Source organism: Frankia sp. Mgl5 (assembly GCF_023242985.1).
Lineage (GTDB): Bacteria > Actinomycetota > Actinomycetes > Frankiales > Frankiaceae > Parafrankia > Parafrankia soli.
Genome location: NZ_JALKFY010000498.1, coordinates 1 through 398, shown reverse-complemented (window position 1 = coordinate 398; position 398 = coordinate 1). Strand labels below are relative to the sequence as shown.

The 398-nt window shown below is 67.3% G+C and carries 1 protein-coding gene; it reads right to left on the bottom strand.

All coding sequences use genetic code 11. From position 1 onward, the window contains the following. Positions 1-147 (bottom strand): TetR family transcriptional regulator (locus MXD62_RS40575; protein WP_368862381.1); only part of this gene is annotated, 147 nt, incomplete at its 3' end. Positions 148-398 lie beyond the last annotated feature (251 nt).

Sequence of the window (398 nt, the reverse complement as noted above, 5' to 3'; positions counted from 1 at the left end):
TCCGGCGGCGGCCGCGGTCTCATCGATCGTCGTCGCCTCGTAACCCTTGCGGGCGAACAGGTCCATCGCGACGGACATCAGTTCGGCTCGTACGGCTCGCCGGGTGCGCTCACGGACCCCCAGCTCTCCAGAGGCCTTGGCCGCCACGTTCGCACTGTACCGCTTACCACAACTGCGTGACTATGTCCAGGGTGGTACTGGGTTCAGTGTTTGCATAGGGTCCGAACCTGCCTTCGGGCGCCTGGTGGGCTGACGGTGGTCGCCGGTAGCTCCTCGGCCGCTCCGGCCGGATCGCCAACCCACGACTCCTCAAGGCGGTATGTCATGATCGCGGCCAGGCTGCATGGTCCCCGGGACCTTCGCCTCGACGAAATCCCCGAGCCCGAACCGGCGGCGGG